The sequence below is a fragment of the Halopolyspora algeriensis genome (assembly GCF_003337235.1).
GTDB lineage: Bacteria > Actinomycetota > Actinomycetes > Mycobacteriales > Pseudonocardiaceae > Haloactinomyces > Haloactinomyces algeriensis.
The window spans coordinates 92,038-111,085 of record NZ_QPJC01000007.1 but is presented as its reverse complement, the minus strand read 5'-3'; the positions used below and the strand labels follow the sequence as shown (position 1 = coordinate 111,085).

The following is a 19,048-nucleotide window of genomic DNA, read 5'->3' as shown; positions in this document are numbered from 1 at the left end:
ATGGCACCTGTGCGCGACGTCAGTGGTACCGAGAACGCGCGTGCTCACCACAGGGACAAGGCTGTTCCCGAGGGGCACGATCCCGACGAGCGCGGCCATTTCGGTCCTTACGGCGGGCGGTTCATGCCGGAGGCGTTGATCGCCGCACAGGACGAACTCGCCGCCGAGTACGAGAAGGCTCAGCGCGACCCGGAGTTCGTCGACGAGCTGGGGCGTCTGCTGCGGGACTACGCGGGCCGTCCGTCCCTGCTGACGGAGGCCGAGCGCTTCTCCGAGCATGCCGGTGGCGCGCGGATCCTGCTCAAGCGCGAGGACCTCAACCACACCGGCTCGCACAAGATCAACAACGTGCTCGGGCAGGCGTTGCTGGTCAAGCGCATGGGCAAGAGCCGGGTGATCGCCGAGACCGGTGCCGGGCAGCACGGCGTGGCCACCGCGACGGCCTGCGCATTGCTCGATCTGGACTGCGTCATCTACATGGGCGAGGTCGACACCAAGCGACAGGCCCTCAACGTGGCGCGGATGCGTCTGCTGGGTGCCGAGGTCCGCCCGGTGGACACCGGGTCGGCGACCTTGAAGGACGCGATCAACGAGGCCCTGCGCGACTGGGTCACCAATGTCGACCACACCCACTACCTGCTCGGCACCGCGGCAGGAGGGCACCCGTTCCCGGTGCTGGTGCGCAACCTCCACAAGGTGATCGGGGAGGAGGCTCGGGAGCAGGCGCTGGCACTCACCGGCCGGCTGCCCGATGCCGTGGCCGCCTGCGTCGGGGGCGGTTCCAACGCCATCGGGATCTTCCACGGATTCCTCGACGATCCCGTCCGGCTCGTCGGGTTCGAGGCAGAGGGCCACGGGGTGGACAGCGGTGAGCACTGCGCGACTCTGACGCACGGCTCCCCGGGAACGCTGCACGGTGCGCGGTCCTACCTGCTGCAGGACGAGGACGGGCAGATCGCCGAGGCGTACTCGATCTCGGCCGGGCTGGACTACCCGGGAGTCGGGCCGGAGCACTCCTGGCTCAAGGACTCCGGGCGCGCCGAGTACCAGCCGGTCACCGACGACGAGGCCATGCAGGCGTTCCGCCTCCTGTCGCGGACCGAGGGCATCATCCCGGCCATCGAATCGGCCCACGCACTGGCCGGTGCGCTGCGATTGGGCCGTGAACTGGGGCCGGACGGCGTCATCGTGGTCAACCTGTCGGGCCGCGGGGACAAGGACATGGACACCGCGGCGAACTACTTCGGGTTGGTTCCCGAGGCCGACCAGGAGGAGAGCCAGTGAGTCTGCACGAGGTGTTCACGGCCTGCTCCCGGGCCGGTCGGGCCGCTCTCCTCGGGTACCTGCCCGCCGGATACCCGACCCTGCCCCGCTCGCGGGAGCTGTTCACCGCGATGGTCCGGGGAACCGGCGAGGGGCCCGGCTGCGACATCGTCGAGGTGGGGCTTCCGTACTCGGACCCGGTCCTCGACGGACCCACCATCCAGGCCGCCAGTGGCACGGCTCTGCGCAGCGGTTTCCGTGTCCGTGACCTGTTCGACGTGGTGTCCTCGGTCGCTTCGGCCGGTGGGCACCCCGTGGTCATGACCTACTGGAATCCCGTGCACCACTACGGTCCGGACGCGTTCGCGCGCGACCTGCGATCCGCGGGCGGGCTCGGCGTGATCACCCCGGACCTCATTCCGGAGGAGGCCGAGGAGTGGCTGGCTGCGACCGAGAGGCACGAGCTCGACCGGATCTTCCTGGTCGCGCCCTCGTCCACCGAACAACGCCTCGCCCTGACCGCCAAGGCCAGCTCCGGTTTCGTCTACGCCGCCTCGGTGATGGGCGTGACGGGTGCGCGTGACTCCGTCGGCGCGGCGGCAGCCGGGCTGGTGGAGCGCACCCGCGCGCACACCGACCTGCCGATCGGTGTCGGGCTCGGCGTGCGCTCGGCCGAGCAGGCCGCCGAGGTCGCCTCCTTCGCCGATGGGGTGATAGTCGGCTCCGCGTTCGTCACGCGTGCCGAGCAACAGGGCCCGGAGGGCGTGGCAGAGTTGGCCACCGACCTCGGGCGCGGCGTTCGCGCAGGCTGAGGGCCTCGAAATCCGGGGTGCCCGAAGGTCGGGTGCTTCGGACGGGGATCCGGGAAGGTCCGTGTTCGGCCGGTGAGCGCTCGAGTGCCCCGTACATGCCGAGGCGGCGGTCGAGTCCTCCGGGTCGCCAGATACCGTGGAGGCCGTGACTGCCCCGGTATCCACTTCGGCGACTGCCGTCCTGGCCAACATTCCCAGTCCCGATCGCGGGGTCTGGTTCCTCGGGCCGATCCCCATCCGTGCCTACGCCCTGTGCATCATCGCCGGGATCGTGGTGGCGATCCTCTGGGGTGACCGCCGGTGGGTGGCTCGCGGTGGCCGCAAGGGCACCGTCACCGACATCGCCGTGTTCGCCGTGCCGTTCGGGCTCGTCGGCGGGCGGCTGTATCACGTGGCCACCGACTGGTACCGCTACTTCGGACCCGGTGAGAATCCGCTGGACATCTTCAAGGTGTGGGAAGGCGGCCTGGGAATCTGGGGTGCGGTCGCGCTGGGCGCGGTCGGAGCCTGGATCGGGTGCCGCCGGTACGGAGTACCGCTTCCGGCCTTCGCCGATGCCGTGGCTCCCGGCATCATCCTCGCCCAGGCGATCGGCCGGCTCGGAAACTGGTTCAACCAGGAACTCTACGGTGGCCCGACCACTCTGCCGTGGGGTCTGGAGATCTACGAGCGGGTGAACCCCGAAACCGGCGCGCTCGCCCCGGTCACCGGTGTCGCGGTGGATCACACCCCGATCGCGGTGGTGCATCCGACGTTCCTGTACGAACTGCTGTGGAACCTTCTGGTCGTGGTCCTGCTGGTGTGGGCCGACCGCAGGTTCCGCATGGGGCACGGTCGGGTGTTCGCGCTCTACGTCGCCGGCTACACCGCGGGACGGGTGTGGATCGAAATGCTGCGTACGGATCCCGCCACGGAAATCCTCGGCGTGCGCATCAACGTCTACACCTCGATCGTCATCTTCGCGCTGGCGGTGCTGTACCTCGTCCTCGTGCGCGGCAAGCGGGAGGATCCCACCGCGCTGCGGGGCAAGCCTCGGCCGGAGGACGACGACGATGCGTCAGTGGACGGAAAGGCCGGGACGGACGCGGCAACGCATTCCGGAGCCGAGGGTGAGCCGGAGGCGCACGACGAAGGCCGGGAGCATCCGGGTTCGAATTCCGAACCGGGCTCCGAGTCCCGGGAGAAAAGCTAGTAGACCTGTTCCGCCCCGAAAGCCACGGGACCGTTGGGCACGAACCATGGGACAGGCAACCGGGCGGGGCGTTGAACGAGGCTCTGTCGATTGATGTCTAATCCCGTACCGGGGCGATGACGGGGGATCCGTCCGGGGTGCGCAGGATCGCCACGCGAGCGGTGTAGCGCTCGGTGAGTACCGACGTGGTGAGCACCTCGTCCGGGGGCCCTTCGGCCGCCACACGACCCTGGTCGAGCAGCAGCAACCGCTCGGCGTACTGACCCGCCAGAGTCAGGTCGTGCAGTGTGGTGACCACGGTGGTCCCCAGCTCCGCCCGCAACTCGTCCACCAGGTCCAGCAGGGCCTGCGCATGACCGACGTCCAGACCTGTCGTCGGCTCGTCGAGCAGGAGCACACCCGCACGCTGCGCGAGTGCTCGTGCGAGCACGGTGCGCTGACGCTCGCCGCCGGACAGCGTGCTCAGCGGCCGATTCGCGAACTTCGAGAGATCGAGCCGCTGCAGCACGTCACCGACCGTATCGAGGTCGGCACTTCCCTCCCGTCCGAGCGGACTCAGGTGCGGAGTGCGCCCCAGCAGCACGTAGTCGGTGACCGTCAGCCCGACCGGCAGTTGCGGGATCTGCGGAGCGTAGCCGATGGCACGGGCGCGGTCGCGGGGACGCAGACCCGTGACCGCACGGCCGTCGACCAGGACCCGGCCTTCGTGACGTACCAGCCCCAGCATGGCCTTGAGCAGAGTGGATTTGCCGGACCCGTTCGGTCCGATGACACCCAGCCAGCCGCCGGAGGCCACCTGTGCCGAGATTCCGGACACCACGGTGCGCCGCCGGTAACCGGCCGAGAGTTCCTCGAGTTCCAGGGTGCTCATGTGCGCCTTCTTCGGATCAGGTGCGCCGTTGGGCGCGCAGGAGGACGGCGAAGAACGGTGCTCCGGTGAACGCGGTGATGACGCCGATCGGGAGTTCGGCCGGTGCCATCACGGTCCGGGCGAGCATGTCGGCACCGATGAGAAACGAGGCTCCGAACAGCAGCGACAGGGGGACGATGATCCGGAAACTACCTCCCACCGCCAGGCGGACCAGATGCGGAACGACAAGCCCGACGAAGCTGATGAGCCCGGCAACCGAGACGGCGGCGGCGGTGGCCAGGGAGGCCGCGAGCAGCACCAGCATCCGTACCCGTCCCGGCCGCACGCCGAGGGCCGCGGCTTCCTCGTCACCGGTGCCCAGCAGGTCCAGCAGCCGGGCGCATGACCACAGCACGATCGCGGCCACCGCGAGGTAGGGCAGCACGATCAACACTTCCCGCCAGCCCGTGGTGGTCAATCGACCGAGGATCCACATGTAGACCTGCTGCAGCGATTCGAGCCGCAGCTGCTGGGCGAATGTCTGCCCGGCGGTGAGAAAGAAACTGACCGCGACACCGGCGAGAACCAGTGTCGCCGTGTCGGAACCGGCCGAGCGGCCGATCAGCCATGTCAGGCCGACACCGCCCAGTGCGCCTGCGAACGCCGCCAACTGGGTGGTCGTGGACACGCCCAATCCCACCTGCGGCACGATCGCCACCACGATCGTCACCGCCAGACCGGCACCGGACGCGGCTCCGAGCAGATACGGATCGGCCAGCGGGTTGCGGAAGACACCCTGAAACGCCGCGCCGGAGATCGCCAGTGCGGCACCGACCAGCGCACCCAGCACGACCCGGGGTACCCGGAGCTGCCACAGGATCGCCGCTTCCCGCTCGGACAGCGGCGAGGTGCCCCCGGTCAGCTGGGCGCCGAATTCGGTGAGAACACGCTGCCACCCCAGATCGGCCGCCCCCAGCAGCACCCCGGCGAGGACGGTGAGCAGAAGTGTCGCGAGGCCGGCGAGTATGTGTGCGGTACGCAGCCTGGTGCGCCGCAGCGTGGAGGCGGGGGACGTGTCGGACTGCTGCGTCCGGGGCCGCCCCGAACCGGAAGGCACTGTCACCGGGGCCGAGTCGGGCATGAAGTCCGGTCAGCCCTTCTGGGCCCGGGTAACGGCATCGCTGATGGCGCGCACCAGTTCGACGATGCGAGGGCCCCACCGACTGGCGATGTCGTCGTCGAGTTCGAAGACGTGTCCCTCGCGTACGGCAGTGAGCGTGCCCCAGCCCGGGCGTGCCGCCGCCGACTTCGCCGTGACCTGAGTGCCTTTGACATCGGCCAGGAAGATCAGGTCGGGGTTGGCTCGAAGAATGTGCTCCTCGGACAGCTGCGGGAACGTGCCCTCGGCCTTGTCGGCGATGTTGCTCAGGCCGAAAAGGCCGTACACGCTGCCGACGAAACTGCGCGAGGTCGCCGTGTAGAAGTCGGGACTCACCTCGTGGTAGTAGGTCAACGGACGCTGCGGTTCGGGCGTGTCGGCCACGATCTTCGTGATCTCCGCCTGCATCCGGCCGGTCAGATCCCGAGCCTGATCGTGGTGGCCGGTGGCGCGGCCGAGCAGCTCGATCTGGCGGTAGGCGGCGTCGAGGTCCGATGCGGCGGGCAGGAGAAGGGTCGCGATGTCGATGGCCCGCAAGCCCTTGGCCAGTTCGGCCGAGCTGTCCGGCGCCACCACGAGGTCGGGCTTGTACTCGGCGATCGTGCCTGCGGTGACATTCAGCCCCGACATCCGGGTCTGCGGTGCCCGCTCGGGATGGTTGGAGTACTTGTCCACCGCGACCACCTGCTTGCCCGCTCCGATCGCGTACAGCGTCTCGGTGGCGGTGGGACTCAACGACACGATCCGCTTCGGCTGCTCGGGCAGCGTCACGGGCTCTTGACCCTGAGCGGTGACCCGGACCGGAAAGGCCGAAGCCGGATCGTTCCCCGGGGTGGGAGATCCGCCGGACTGCGGCCGGGTGGCGCAAGCAGTGGTGCCGATGAGTAGGGCGAAGGCGGAGAGCAGTAGTGCCGCGAGGCGGCGGAGCCCGATCATGCCGGTCATCATGTCCTCGATATCGGCCGGTGTGAGGGGGCGCCTGCCGCCGTTGCTCGCGCTGACCGACGCCGCACTCCTGCACCGGAAGTGGCGGTCATCGACGCCGCGCACAAGGCGACCTGGCTCACCGCCACCGGTGGGTGGGGCATCACAGTTGCGGCACAGCACCGGATTCACACCGGATTTCGCTTCCGCGGGCGTCCTGTGGACATCGACACGTGGCGACACGGTCGCTCGGGTGATGTCCTGAGCTGGAAAGATATCAGTCGCCGGACAGGTATCGGAATTCCCGCCCACGAGCGCTCCCGCCTGTGCGGGGCGGAGAGCCGATACTGATCCCGATGCGTGCTGACGTGCCTCCGCATCGTGATGACGGCAATGTCGTCCTTCTCGCTGCCCGCATCGCTGCGCCGACCTCGCTGCTGGGCCGGCACGCCTCGTGTACCGGTGTCGGTCACTCCTGGACGGACGGGGACGGTTCGCAGTGCCATGGCGCTGTCCGCTTACGGAAAACGGAAGTGAGCGCCACCATATGGGCAACGTCATCGCCGCTGGGGCAAGAATTCCCGGGTGAGGAGTTGAATCGGCGAACTTTCTGCGAATAGGCTGCGCGTCGCCAACGCGGGAACCCCCGGGAGAGCCGGACATGCGGGAACTGATATCGCGCGGTGAGCGAGTGGCCGTCTCGAACCGGATTCCCTGCGGCCTCCGTTTCGAAGGGGGCCGCCCGAACCTCATCAGTCGAACTCGACGGAGCAGTGCATGAACGCTCATGCGGCCGGAACCGAGCCGGGCGATACGGAACACGCGAGCCGACGGCCCTCGGGGCGGCTGGACAGATACTTCGAGATCACCGCGCGCGGGTCCACGTTGAGCCGGGAGCTCCGCGGTGGCCTGGTCACCTTCTTCACGATGGCCTACATCGTGGTGCTCAACCCGTTGATCGTCGGCACGGCCGCCGATGCGACCGGTGCCACGCTCGGTATCTCGCAGGTCGCGGCGGCGACCGCCCTGGTTGCCGGGGTCATGACCGTCCTGATGGGGATCATCGGCAAGTACCCGTTCGCGCTCGCCACCGGGCTGGGGTTGAACGCGTTCCTCGCCACGACGGTGGCCCCCGAGATGACCTGGGCCGATGCCATGGGGCTGATCGTCCTCGAGGGCATCATCATCCTGATCGTGGTACTGACCGGCTTCCGCACCGCGGTGTTCAACGCCGTTCCCACCCAGTTGAAGACGGCCACCGGGGTGGGAATCGGTTTGTTCATCGCTCTGATCGGGTTCGTCGACGCCGGTTTCGTGCAACGGGTGCCGGACGCTGCCGGGACGACCGTGCCGGTCCAGCTCGGCAACACGGGGCAACTCTTCGGGTGGCCCTCGCTCGTGTTCGCCATCGGGGTGCTGCTGGTGGCGGTGCTGGTGACCCGCAGGGTCAAGGGAGCCATCCTGCTCGGGATCGCCGCGACGACCGTGCTGGCGGTGCTCATCGAGGCATTCGGCAACCTCGGGCAGGTGTCCGGGGACAATCCGGGGGGCTGGAGTCTGGTCGTGCCGGAAGTGCCCACCGACTTCATCGGGCTGCCGAACCTGTCGCTGGTGGGGAACTTCTCCCTGCTCGGCTCCTTCGAGCAGGTGAGTGCCGTCGCGGCGGTGCTGTTCGTGTTCACGCTGATGCTCGCCGACTTCTTCGACACGATGGGCACGGTCGTCGGTGTCGGCAATGAAGCCGGGCTGTTGGACAAGCAGGGCAGACTTCCCGGTATCGGTCGGGTCTTCTTCGTCGACTCCCTGGCGGCCATCGCCGGTGGTGCCGCCTCGACCTCGTCGAACACCACTTATGTCGAGTCGGCCGCCGGTGTCGGTGAAGGTGCGCGGACCGGACTGGCCAGTGTGGTGACCGGTGTTCTGTTCCTGCTGGCGATGTTCCTCACGCCGTTGGTGTCGGTGGTGCCGTTCGAGGCGGCGAGCCCGGCGATGGTGGTGGTCGGCTTTCTGATGCTGACCCAGGTGCGCAGCATCGACTTCAGTGACTTCGGCATCGCGATCCCGGCATTCCTGACCATGGTGCTCATGCCGTTCACCTACTCGATCACCAACGGGATCGGTGCGGGCTTCGTCAGTTACGTGGTGATCCGTGCCTGCCAGGGGCGGGCCCGGGAGATTCACCCACTCATGTGGGGAGTTTCGGTGCTGTTCGTGCTCTACTTCGCGATCGGCCCGCTGGAGACATTGCTCGGCGCCGGCTGATTCCCCGCCGAACCGAGTGAACGGAACTTTCGCTCGGATAGAAGTAACGAAAGTTCCGTTCACTCCCTGCGGTATCTGTTGAGTTCTCCCCGGCGGAGCTGTTTATCCACAGAATGTGGAACCGCTTCTGGCAAGGCACGCACTACACCCGCACCGTGCTCGTATGCCTCGACGATCACGAGTGGACTGGGATGCCGTGACCCTGTTGGCACCGCGCGGAATCATCACGGTACGTGAACTGGACCAGGTCGGCGTACCGCGGCGAACAGTGGCGGATCGCGCTCGGGCGGGCGGCCCGTGGGAGCGCGTCCTACCCGGTGTGCTCAAGCTGCACCGTGGGCCGATCAGCGACGACCAGCTCCGTGATGCGGCCCTGCGCTATGCGGGCCCGGGATCGATGATCACCGGGCTCGCTGCCTGTGTCCTGCACGGCATGCTGCGACTGCCCGAATTCACCACGGTGCACATGCTCATCCCGGACGCCCGCAAGCGGGCCGACCACAACCCGGTCGTGATCGAGCGAACGATCCGCCTTCCGGTTCCGGAGCTCGTCTCCGGCTTTCTCGTCGCCCCGCTGGTACGCGCGGTACTCGATGCGGCGCGCCGGTGCCGCACGCTCGATGGCGTGCGGGCGCTGCTGGCCGAAGCGGTGCAGCGTGGGATGGTGCACCCGGACGAGCTGGCTCGGGAATTGGCCGCCGGCTCCGGGAGGGGGTCGGCGCTGTGCCGGTTGGTGCTGCAGGAAATGAACGCGAATGTGCACTCGCCTGCGGAGGGATGGGCTTACCGGCTTGTACAGGGCAGCGGACTGCCGCCGATGTCTTGGAATGTTCGCCTGCTCGATCCGGCAGGACGGTTTCTGGGCTCGCCCGACGGGTGGATCGATGATGTCGGGTTGGCATGGGAGATCGACTCTCTCGAATACCATCTGTCGCCTGCGGCGTACAAGACCACGACTGCGCGACATTCGACCATGACCGCTGCTGGGATCACCGTGGTGCACACGGTGCCGTCCAGGCTCCGGGACGACCCTCGAGGTGTCCTCGACGAGCTTCACGGGGCCTGTGCGGCGGCACGGCAGAGGCCGCGCCCACACGTCACAGCATTACCGCGCAAAAATGAGTGAACGGAACTTTCGCTCGGATAGAAGTAACGAAAGTTCCGTTCACTCGCTTCTGTTGCCTGATCAGGCCGGGTTGGTGACCTCGATCGTCCGGTTGTTACCCGACTTTCCGGTCACGGTCACGGTCACGCCGTGGCCGGCGACCTTGGTGCTGTTCTGCGGGTTGTCCGGATTCCAGTACCGGTTGACGTTCGAACCGTCGAAGGTCCGGATACCGGGCTTCGACGGTGCCTTCGCCTCGAGAGTGGCCACGTGCTCGTTGCTGCCGTTGCCCTGGATGACCTCCTTGTGGAAGGTCACCGGATCAGTGGCTTCCAGCCCGAACGTCCCGTCGAACGGTTGGCGCCGGTTGGTCGGTGCACTCCCGTCCGGGTAGGTGATCTGCTTCGGACGTGCGTCGACCGGCAGGGCAAGCCCGTGGCCGGGGTGCTGGCTGGTGTTGTTGTTCTCGTAGGCGAGATCGACATACCACACGAGCATCCCGTTCTGGTACGGGAAGCGCTCCACCCAGTTGGGCTTGGTGATGGGTGCCGAGAAGTTGTACGGACCGGTCCGCAGGACCGCGTCGTAGTCGACGTACTGCCGGTTTTCCACCAGGTAGAACTGGCCGGTGGTCTTCGTGTCGCTTCCCGTGCTGCGCTTCCAGCCGGACACGGTCCAGCCGTGGTCGGTGGACTCGACATCGTCGGAGAACAGGATGTCGCCCTGCGCACGTACGAAGATGTCGTCGAGGAACGCGCCGGGGCGCTGGACCGCACCGTCCGTTTTGTACCGGAAGCGGAACAGGATCTTCTGGCCGCCGTCGAGTTTGTACTGGAGCTTCTTCCACTTGCCCTTGGAGTCGCCGTCCACACCGGAGCCGAGCCGGGTCCAGGTGTCCCCGCCGTCGGTCGAGGTTTCGGCGTACAGGTAGTCGTAGCCGGCCTCGATGTCGTACCAGGCCTTCGCCCACAGCTTCGCATGCTTGTAGCCGGTGAGGTCGATCTCGCGGGTCAGGGAGACATTGAGGTTGTCCGCCGAACCCGTCCACCAGGCGTACTCACCCGATGCCGGCGTCGTGTACTCGGTGGTGGTGGTCTTGTCCGGCAGTGCTACCGCGACCGCCTGCTCGGTGCCTTCGGTGACGCGAGCCGCCGGCCCCAGAGTGTAGTTGCCGGACTGGCCCACGGTGACGGTTTTGTAGTCCAGCCATCCGAGCTGCAGCTTTTCGTAAGGTCCCATGTAGCCGGGCGTGTCACCGATGGAGTTCTCGCCGCGGCCGAGCCAGGATCCGGACGACATCAGACTCCAGAAACCGACACCGTTGCTGCCCCCGTTGGTGTCGTAGAAGTCCGGCAGGCCGAGGTCGTGCGCGTATTCGTGGGTGAACACCCCGAGCCCGCCGTTTTCCGGCTCGGTGGTGTAGTCACCGATCCACAGGCCGGTGTCGCCGATTTGGACGCCGCCCATCAGTATTTCCTGTCCGCCGACGGTCGGACCCGTTTGCCCGAAGTCGTCGGAGTTGACATACCACCGGTGCGACCAGATGGCATCCGCACCCAGGCGTCCACCGCCTGCTTCCTCACCCATCCCCGCGTGGATGGCCTGGAAGTGGTCGATGTAGCCGTCACGCTCGGCGAAATCACCGTCCGAGTCGTGGTCGTAGCGGTCCCACTGGTCGAACTGCAGCAGGTAGGAGCGGATCTGCTCCGGGGTCTTGCCCGCTGCGAGCCGGGATTCGTACCAGGCGCTCGCGCTGTCGGCGATGAAGGACCAGACGCCGCCGGAGTACTCGACCGAGTTGTCGCCGTAGTAGGAAGCGTTGTGCGGAACCCGGACCCACTCGGAGACATCGCCGTCCACCGAGTAGCGCCCCGAGGACTGCTTTTCGAAGAAGTCCGCCATGCTCTCGCCGCCGTCGTTGTTCGCGTCGAAGAACATGTCCTCGTAGTAGGAGGGGCTGAAATCCTCACGCCACTTGGTCGTGTTGTCCACGGACCTGTCCGGCTTCGGGATCTCGTTGTGGCGCGGTCCCGGCATGGTCCCGAGCGTCGAGTCGGCCTTGTCGCCGAACTCGGACAGGATCGAAAAGATCTTGTCCGTTTTGTCGACCTGCAGCTCGACGAACTTCCCCTCGGCGACCTGCACGGAGGTGGAGCCACCGTGCTTCTGGGGGCGGGCCTGCCCCGAGGCGAGCTTGTCCATGGCCTGTTTGCGCCATGCCTGCTGGCGTTTGGTCAGCGGGCCCGGCCGGGAATCCGGCTTGTGCGCGGCGGAATCGGCGGGCGCCGGCGAGGTGTCGCCGCTGTGCGGTACCGCTGCGGCGGGCTGCACGAACCCGGCTGTGACCAGCGCGGCCACGGAGCCGGCGAGTACACCCGTGGTGAGTCTTCGCAAGATCGTTCCTCCGAAGGATCGGTGCGGGCCGCCCTGGAAGCGGGCGTGCCCGGGATACGAGATCGCGCTCGAGAATCCGATCCGCGAAGTCTGCGAGGCAATGGATCAGGAACGAATCGTTACCCGTTCCCAATTACCAGTTGTCCCGGCAGTGAGGCGCCCGGAGTGTCCTGCCCGGCATGCTCGCCGGCACACCGGTACGAGCCGGTTGTCGCGCGGTGGGAGGGAGAGCGTGCCCGAATGCCCCGCTCGGCAGCAGGCGTCCTCGACCGATGCGCGGGTGGCGTGCGGTCAGCGGCGGGGGAGACCGATGGCGAGTTCCTTGGCCGCCTGGTGCAGTGGCGGCAAGTAGGCGTGCATCTGCTCGATCGAGCTGCGAAACGCCGGTGCCGCTGCTGACAGTGCCGCCGCGGCTGTACCGCCGGGATCGAGCACGGGAACGCCGATCGCGAGGATGCCCGCCTCGTGCTCCTCGTCGGAAACCGCGTACCCCTGGGCGCGGACTTGCTCGATCTCCGTGCGGAACCGCTGACGATCGGTGATCGTGTTCGGTCCCATCGCGGGGAGGTCGAGCTCGGTGAGCAGTTCCTCTCGATGCTGCTCGGGTGCGAAAGCGATGAGGCACTTGCCCATCGACGTGCAGTGCAGCGGTCCTCGCTTGCCCGGTTCGCCGGTGATCTGCACCTGCTGCGTGCCTTCGACATAGTGCACGTACAGCTGCTGGTGGCCTTCGAGTACCGACATCAGTGAGGGTTCACCGGTCTGGCGCGTCAGTCGCTGCAATACCGGGGTCGCCACCCCGGCGAATCCCTTGGCGTGGAGTACGCGCTGTCCGAGCTCGAACATGCGCAGTCCCAGACTCCAGCGGCGGTCGTCGTCGAGGACGGCGAATTCCTCCCGTGCGATGGAAGCCAGCAGACGATGTGTCGTACTGACCGGATAACCGGCCCGCCGGGCGAGTTCGGACAGCGTCATTCCTCCGGGTGCTTCCCCGAGCAGGGTCAGCAGTCGCAGGGCCTTGCCCACCATGTCGCTGCGCTGCGAGTCCGACACAGGTGACCTTTCGGATGGATCCGGCACGCTGCTCCCTCTCCTGGTACGGCGCTCTTCGTCGCTTCGCACCGGCCAGATCGTATCGCCGGTGGTTGACTGCCCTTTCGTCTCTCTCTATTCTTCCACGAGACAGTAAAGCTTACCGTATAGTGGAAATGGCGCCCGAGGAGTTCGCCGTGCCCGCACCGACACCGACCGGACCCGCCGAGGTGGGGCGGCAGCGCTGGATGCGTTTGTTGCCGGTCGCCTTCATCACCTACTCGCTGGCCTACCTCGACCGATCGAACTTCTCCATCGCCGTCGCCGGCGGCATGGAGGAAGATCTCGGCATCACCGGGGCGATGTCCGCACTGATCGGTGCGTCGTTCTTCCTCGGCTACTGCCTGTTTCAGATCCCCGGAACCATCTACGCCGAACGCCGCAGCGTCCGCGATCTTGTCTTCTGGTGCACGCTTGCCTGGGGCCTGCTGGCTACCGTGCAGGGGTTGCTCCACAGTGCCGTATGGCTGATCGTCGTGCGATTCCTGCTCGGCGCCGTCGAGGCGGCCGTGCTGCCTGCGATGGTGGTCTTCCTGGCACGCTGGTTCACCAAGCGGGAGCGCGGTAGCGCCAACGCGATTCTCATTCTCGGCAACCCCATCACGGTCATGTGGCTCAATGCCGTGTCCGGTTACATCATCGAGCTGACCAGTTGGCGCGAGATGTTCATTCTCGAGGGGCTGCCCGCGGTGCTGTGGGCATTCGTGTTCCGGGCGCTGGTGACCGATCATCCCGGACAGGCCAAGTGGCTCAACACGCCCGAAAAGGAGTCCGTGACCACCGCACTGGAAGCCGAACGGGGCAGCACCACCCCCGCTCGCTCCTTCGGAGAGGCAATGCGTTCCCGTGCGGTGGTCCTGCTGTCGATCCAGTACCTGCTGTGGAGCATCGGTGTCTACGGACTCGTCTTCTGGCTGCCCAGCATGGTCAGTGCAGGCACCGGTCAGGAGATCGGCATGACCGGCTTGCTCTCGGCGATCCCCTTCGCCGTGGCCGCACTGCTGATGGTCGCGAACTCGCGGGCCTCGGACCGGGTGGGCAGCCGCCCTCGATACGTGTGGCCGTGGCTATTGCTCGGCGGGGTGGCCTTTTACCTCTCGTACCTGCTGGGACCGAGCAACTTCTGGCCCGCCTTCGGACTCCTCATCCTGGCGGGCGGCGCGATGTATGCCCCGTACGGCCCGTATTTCGCCTACGTCGCGGAGTCCGTGCCGAAAAACTTCGCCGGTGCCGGTGTGGCGTGCGTGAACACCGCCGGATCGGTCGGCGGATTCTTCGGGTCGTACCTGGTGGGATGGCTCAACAGCGCGACCGGAAGCAACGCCGCGTCGTTCGTCCTGATGGCGGTGACGCTGGTTCTCGCCGCGCTGATCGTCCCGTTGGTGCGTGGGGCGTCCTACGGATCCGAGGAAGCCGCACCGGCGACCGGGGCCGCTGCACCCTCCGGGAGCGACCGTGCCTGAATACCGCGATGTGGTCACCTCCGGCGAGGTGATGGCGATGTTCGTGGCCACCACCCCCGGGCCGCTGCAGGACGTCGAACATTTCGACAGCAGACTCGCCGGTGCCGAAATGAATGTCTCGGTCGGACTGGCACGCCTGGGGCACAGTGTGCGATACCTCGGTGCCGTGGGGGATGATCCCTTCGGCGCTCGGGCCCGGCACGTGCTGGCCTCCGAAGGGATCGACGTTTCCGGATTGCGGACCGACCCGTCCGCACCCACCGGCTTTCAGCTCAAAAATCGCGTGCATCACGGTGACCCCACGGTCGTCTACTTCCGCCGTGGATCGGCCGGTTCCCAGCATGCGTGGTCCTCGGAGATCGCCGACGCCGTCACCGCCTCGGGACACCTTCACGTCACCGGTGTCTTACCCGCTCTGACGCCACAGACCCGCGACTGCACGTTCCGGACGATCGACGCCGCGCGCCGGGCGGGGACGACGGTCACGCTCGATCCGAACCTGCGTCCGTCTCTGTGGTCGACGACCGCGGAGATGATCGAGGTGATCAACGAGCTCGCCACGCTCGCCGATTGCGTGCTGCCCGGACTGTCCGAGGGGCGAATGCTGACCGGCCGGAACAGCCCCGACGGCATCGCCGAGTTCTACCTCGAGCGCGGGGTCGAGCAGGTCGTGACCAAGCTCGGCGAGGCAGGTGCGGTCTTGCACACGCATGAGGGAACCCGATCCGAACCGGCCTTTCCGGTGCGGGTGGTCGACACCGTGGGAGCCGGAGACGGTTTCGCCGCCGGATGGATCAGTGGCCTGCTCGACGGTCTGCCGGAGCAGGATCGCCTGCGACGTGCCTGCGTCGCCGGAGCCGCTGCCACGACAAGCGAAGGGGACATGGACGGTCTCCCGACGCGGACGGAACTCGACGAGCTGCTCGGCCGGACAGTGGCCTGAGCTCACGAACACGAGTTCGCCTGACGAAGGAAGGGAACGATCGTGCGGCTGCAGATCGCACTCGACCGGCTGGATCTGGACGTGGCCACCCGAGTGGCCGCCCAGGTCGCCGACCACACCGACTGGATCGAAGTCGGTACTTCGCTGATCAAGCGCTACGGCATGCTCAGCGTGCGCGAGGTCGTCGCCGCGGCCGGGACCGTACCGGTCCTCGCGGACCTGAAAACGGCCGACGACGCGGCAACCGAGTTCGGGATGGCCTTCGACGCCGGTGCCCGCGGAGCCACCGTGCTCGCCTCGGCCACCGAGGCCACCATCGATCGCAGCACCGAACTTGCTCGGCAGGCCGGGGCCGAGGTCGTGCTCGACCTGCTGGCGGTGTCGCAACAGCGGCGCGACACGCTGCTCGACCGGCTCCCCGCCGACGTGATTTTCGCCGCGCATCTCGGCAAGGACGCTCAGAATGCAGGTGGAGGCGCCGAGGAACTCCTCGGTTCCTGGACACGCGGGCGCCGGATCGCGGTGGCGGGTGGCTTGGCCGAGTCCACGCTGGCGCGGCTCGTGGACACGCACTCGGACCTGCGCGCGATCGTCGGGTCGGCGGTGACCGGTGCCGCCGACCCGGCAACGTCCGCCGAACGACTCTCCACGATGGTGAAGGGAAAGCAGACCCGATGAGTACGGATGCACTCGATGTGATTCAGGCCGAGATCGCCGGAGTTCTCGCCCGCGTGGACCGCGCCATGGTGGAACGGGCTGCCGCCGTGCTCGACGGTGCGGGCCGGATCTTCGTCGCCGGGGCGGGACGCTCCGGTTTCATGGCCGAGGCGTTCGCCATGCGGCTGGTCCACCTCGGATTCCGGGTGCATGTCGTCGGTGAGACGACGGCACCGTCACTCGCGAGCGAGGACATCGTGGTGGCCGTCTCGGGGTCCGGCACGACTGCGGGCACGCTCCGGTCGGCGCAGGAAGCAGTGCGGGTCGGTGGTCACGTGCTCGCCGTGACCACCGATGCGGACTCGCCACTCGTGGAGCAGGCACGGACCGTGTTGCTGGTGCCCGCGGCGACCAAGCATCGGCGTGCTGACGAGACGGCCACGGTGCAGCCGTTGTCGAGCCTGTTCGACCAGTCCGTGCACCTGCTTTTCGATGCCGTGTGCCTGCGGTTGGCCGAGTTGCGCGACGTGGACAACACCGCTGCGCGCAGCGCTCACGTCACCACGGAATGATCCCCGCCCGGCTCCGCCGCACCCGCCGTACCGCACCGCCGGAAGACCGAGAGTGTCCCCTCAGGGCTCCAGCGCCCCCAGCACGTCGGGAAGCGCACCGGTGTGGACGACACCGAGACGCTGAGTGGCGCGGGTGAGAGCGACGTAGAGATCGTTGAGGCCGCGCTCGGATCCGGCGATGACGCCGTCCGGGTCGACCACGAGCACCGAGTCGAACTCCAGGCCCTTGGCCTGGTCGACGGTCAGCAGCACGGCCGGCGATTCGAGCCCTTCGGGTTGCGGCCCGACCACTGTTCCCGGCACCTGTTCGGTGAGGCTCGTGCCGACGGCCTCCAGTCGTTCCGGCGGCAGCAGGACCGCCAACCGCCCGTCACCGACGGCCTCCAGCTCCCCGGACACCAGCGCGGGCAACCGTGTCGCGAGCTCATCACCGGGGACGTGGCGGCTCCACGGCCGGACACCGGCCGTGCGTACCGAGGTGGGCGTCTCGAGGTCGGTTCCCATGGCGGACAGGACTCCGTCCGCGACCGACATGATCTCGGCCGGAGTGCGGTAGTTGATGGTCAGCTGCTCGAGCCGCCAGCGATCGGCGACGTAGGGGTGCAGGATCTCCTGCCACGACCGCGCACCACCGAGCGCACCGGTCTGTGCGATGTCACCGACCAGCGTCATCGAGCGGCTCGGGCAGCGCCGCATCAGCACCCGCCAGGCCATCGCCGAGAGCTCCTGGGCCTCGTCGACGATGACGTGGCCGAACGTCCAGGTACGGTCTCCGGCCGCTCGCTCGGCGGCCGTGAGGTCGCTGCTGGCGCGGTGCCGCTCCGCGAGAACCTCCGCGTCCAGCACGTCGGAAACCCGCAGGCGCTCCGGATCGATGATCTCGTCGTCCTGCTCCATGATGTGCAGCACGCCCTGCGCGTAGGCGAGCTCCTCGCGTTCCTGCTGTGCCTGCTCGTGGCGCTGCTGCTCGTCGTCCTCACCGAGCAGCTCGGCGAGCTCGTCGAGCAGCGGGGCATCGGACGGAGCCCACGCCGAGCCGGGTTCCCGCAGCAGCATCGCCCGCTCGTCGGTGTCGAGCTGCTTGCGTGCCGCCGTCTTCAGACGTTCCGGGGAGGACAGCAGCTCGTCGAGCAGTTCCGGTGCGGTCAGTTCCGGCCACAGCCCGTCCAGAACCTTGCACACGCCCGGGTCCTGGCGCAGCTCGGAGTCGATGTCGTCGATGTCGCGCTGATCGAGCAGGTCCCGGCCGAGCCTGTCGGCGACCTGCAGGGACAGGGCCGAGAACATCTCCCGCAGGAACACCTTCCGGGCCTCGTTGTGCGGTTTGCGTGACCGCCGGGCCTTCGTGCGCGCCTGCGTGCACGTGCGGCGGTCCACCCGCAGCGCCTCGCGATCGAAGGTGACCTCGATGTGGTCCTTCGGTACCTGCTGGCGGTCCCGCACCGCTGTGTTGAGCACCTTGACCATGCTCGACCGGCCCTTGATCTCGGCTGCCTCGGCGGACTCGGTCCCCGTGGCGGTGACCCCGGGATAGAGCTCGCCGACGGTCGACAGCAGCACACCCGTCTCACCGAGGGAGGGCAGCACCTGCCCGATGTAGCGCAGGAAGGTCTCGTTGGGCCCCACGACGAGCACCCCGCGCTTGGTGAGCTGCTGCCGGTAGGTGTAGAGCAGGTAGGCAGCCCGGTGCAGCGCGACCGCGGTCTTGCCGGTGCCCGGACCGCCCTGGACCACGAGCACCCCGTTCATCTTGCTGCGGATGATGCGGTCCTGCTCGGCCTGGATGGTGGCCACGATGTCGGTCATCTGGCCGGTACGTCGCGCGTCGAGCGCGGCCAGCAGCGTGGCCTCGCCGGCCAGCCCGAGGTGACTGCCCTGCTCGGCGGAATCGAGATCGAGCACCTCGTCCTCGTATCCGGTCACGGTGCGTTGCCGGGTACGCAGGTGCCTGCGCCGCACGACCCCGTCCCGGGAAGCGGCCGTGGCCAGGTAGAACGGTCGGGCGGCCGGAGCGCGCCAGTCCAGCAACAGCGGCTCGTACTCGTTGTCCTCGTCGAACAGGCCGAGCCTGCCGATGTGGAACCGCTCCTGGCTGTCGAGGTCGAGCCGACCGAAGCACAGACCGTTCTCCACCGCACTGAGCTGGGCGAGTTTTTCGGTGTGCATCTTGGTGGAGATGTCACGCTCGGTGCGTGCTTGGGGGGTGCCCCCGGTCTGGGCCAGCGTCTCGGAGAGCCGCTCGGTGGTGTACCGGCGCAGCTCGTCGAGTTTGTCGTACAGCATCGAGACGTAGTGCTGCTCGGCGGCGATGTCGTCGGTGCGTTCGGGTTCCCGATCACCTCGGGAGTCGGACAATGCTC

General features: G+C 67.6%; 15 protein-coding genes. 9 read left to right on the top strand and 6 right to left on the bottom strand.

Annotation, left to right across the window (positions count from 1 at the left end):
- The 3 genes from trpB to lgt all read left to right on the top strand — a co-directional run bounded on the left by trpB (position 1) and on the right by lgt (position 3,267).
- Positions 1-1,284, top strand: coding sequence for a tryptophan synthase subunit beta (gene trpB / locus DFQ14_RS12475; protein ID WP_114453420.1), 1,284 nt, complete (start codon positions 1-3; stop codon positions 1,282-1,284).
- Complete coding sequence (gene trpA, locus DFQ14_RS12470) at positions 1,281-2,075, top strand: tryptophan synthase subunit alpha (protein WP_114453419.1); 795 nt, start codon at positions 1,281-1,283, stop codon at positions 2,073-2,075. Before trpB ends, trpA begins: the two co-directional genes overlap by 4 nt.
- A gap of 145 nt (positions 2,076-2,220) precedes the next feature.
- Positions 2,221-3,267 (top strand): prolipoprotein diacylglyceryl transferase, encoded by a 1,047-nt coding sequence (lgt, locus tag DFQ14_RS12465; protein ID WP_114453543.1) that lies wholly within the window; start codon positions 2,221-2,223, stop codon positions 3,265-3,267.
- Between the two features lie 97 nt (positions 3,268-3,364).
- On the opposite strand, the gene DFQ14_RS12460 is transcribed toward lgt, so the two are convergent.
- Genes DFQ14_RS12460 through DFQ14_RS12450 form a run of 3 tightly spaced genes read right to left on the bottom strand, consistent with a single transcriptional unit; the run spans position 3,365 to position 6,221 of the window.
- Positions 3,365-4,138, bottom strand: coding sequence for an ABC transporter ATP-binding protein (locus DFQ14_RS12460; protein ID WP_114453418.1), 774 nt, complete (start codon positions 4,136-4,138; stop codon positions 3,365-3,367).
- Between the two features lie 16 nt (positions 4,139-4,154).
- Positions 4,155-5,240: a FecCD family ABC transporter permease gene (locus tag DFQ14_RS12455; protein WP_420810160.1), complete on the bottom strand. Its 1,086-nt coding sequence runs from the start codon at positions 5,238-5,240 to the stop codon at positions 4,155-4,157.
- Between the two features lie 27 nt (positions 5,241-5,267).
- The gene (locus DFQ14_RS12450) at positions 5,268-6,221 is read right to left on the bottom strand and encodes an ABC transporter substrate-binding protein (RefSeq protein WP_338072607.1); all 954 of its coding nucleotides are present in this window, start codon (positions 6,219-6,221) and stop codon (positions 5,268-5,270) included.
- A gap of 756 nt (positions 6,222-6,977) precedes the next feature.
- On the opposite strand from DFQ14_RS12450, the gene DFQ14_RS12445 reads away from it, so the two are divergent.
- Both DFQ14_RS12445 and DFQ14_RS12440 read left to right on the top strand, forming a co-directional pair.
- Positions 6,978-8,462 (top strand): NCS2 family permease, encoded by a 1,485-nt coding sequence (locus DFQ14_RS12445; RefSeq protein WP_114453416.1) that lies wholly within the window; start codon positions 6,978-6,980, stop codon positions 8,460-8,462.
- 163 nt (positions 8,463-8,625) lie between these two features.
- Complete coding sequence (locus tag DFQ14_RS12440; RefSeq protein ID WP_246195476.1) at positions 8,626-9,588, top strand: hypothetical protein; 963 nt, start codon at positions 8,626-8,628, stop codon at positions 9,586-9,588.
- A gap of 60 nt (positions 9,589-9,648) precedes the next feature.
- Here DFQ14_RS12440 and DFQ14_RS12435 read toward each other — a convergent pair whose 3' ends face one another.
- Together DFQ14_RS12435 and DFQ14_RS12430 are read right to left on the bottom strand one after the other, a co-directional pair.
- Positions 9,649-11,961, bottom strand: a complete 2,313-nt coding sequence (locus DFQ14_RS12435) for an immune inhibitor A domain-containing protein (protein ID WP_114453415.1) — start codon at positions 11,959-11,961, stop codon at positions 9,649-9,651.
- 291 nt (positions 11,962-12,252) lie between these two features.
- Positions 12,253-12,990 (bottom strand): IclR family transcriptional regulator, encoded by a 738-nt coding sequence (locus tag DFQ14_RS12430; RefSeq protein WP_114453540.1) that lies wholly within the window; start codon positions 12,988-12,990, stop codon positions 12,253-12,255.
- Positions 12,991-13,190: 200 nt separating this feature from the next.
- On the opposite strand from DFQ14_RS12430, the gene DFQ14_RS12425 reads away from it, so the two are divergent.
- From DFQ14_RS12425 to hxlB, 4 genes are read left to right on the top strand one after another with little or no spacing between them, the layout of a single operon-like run.
- On the top strand, positions 13,191-14,516 hold the full coding sequence (locus DFQ14_RS12425; protein ID WP_114453539.1) for an MFS transporter: 1,326 nt from the start codon (positions 13,191-13,193) through the stop codon (positions 14,514-14,516).
- Positions 14,509-15,459, top strand: coding sequence for a sugar kinase (locus DFQ14_RS12420; protein ID WP_246195475.1), 951 nt, complete (start codon positions 14,509-14,511; stop codon positions 15,457-15,459). The genes DFQ14_RS12425 and DFQ14_RS12420 overlap by 8 nt, the downstream gene beginning before the upstream one ends.
- Positions 15,460-15,501: 42 nt before the next feature.
- Entirely contained in the window at positions 15,502-16,137 is a 636-nt protein-coding gene (locus DFQ14_RS12415) for an orotidine 5'-phosphate decarboxylase / HUMPS family protein (protein WP_158546697.1), read from the top strand.
- Positions 16,134-16,688, top strand: coding sequence for a 6-phospho-3-hexuloisomerase (hxlB, locus tag DFQ14_RS12410; RefSeq protein WP_114453413.1), 555 nt, complete (start codon positions 16,134-16,136; stop codon positions 16,686-16,688). Before DFQ14_RS12415 ends, hxlB begins: the two co-directional genes overlap by 4 nt.
- A 60-nt stretch (positions 16,689-16,748) precedes the next feature.
- On the opposite strand, the gene DFQ14_RS12405 is transcribed toward hxlB, so the two are convergent.
- Positions 16,749-19,043, bottom strand: a complete 2,295-nt coding sequence (locus DFQ14_RS12405; RefSeq protein ID WP_114453412.1) for a HelD family protein — start codon at positions 19,041-19,043, stop codon at positions 16,749-16,751.
- Between the last annotated feature and the right edge of the window lie 5 nt (positions 19,044-19,048).